The organism is Streptococcus sp. HMSC078H12 (genome assembly GCF_001814615.1).
GTDB lineage: Bacteria > Bacillota > Bacilli > Lactobacillales > Streptococcaceae > Streptococcus > Streptococcus salivarius_F.
This window is the reverse complement of sequence record NZ_KV817313.1, coordinates 1-284: the sequence shown is the minus strand read 5'-3', so window position 1 is coordinate 284 and position 284 is coordinate 1. Positions and strand designations below refer to the sequence as shown.

1 protein-coding gene is annotated in these 284 nt (G+C 42.6%); it reads right to left on the bottom strand.

Translation table 11 applies throughout. From position 1 onward, the window contains the following. On the bottom strand, positions 1-284 hold a 284-nt coding region (locus HMPREF2979_RS01310), incomplete at both ends, for a hypothetical protein (protein ID WP_186821179.1).

Here is a 284-nt window from a genome sequence, read left to right as displayed (position 1 = left end):
GACTCTGAGTTTGAAACAGATTGTGATTCTGATACAGACGCACTTTCTGAGGCTGACTCTGAGTTTGATGCAGACTGTGATTCAGAAATTGACGCACTTACAGATGCTGATTCTGAGTTAGACACTGACTGTGACTCAGACACTGACTCACTTGTTGAGGCTGACTCATAATTAGAGACAGATTGTGATGCTGAAACTGAGGCACTTTCTGAAGCTGAAACTGAGTTCGATTCAGATTGTGAAGCTGAAATTGACTCACTTACTGACGCTGACTCTGAGTTTGA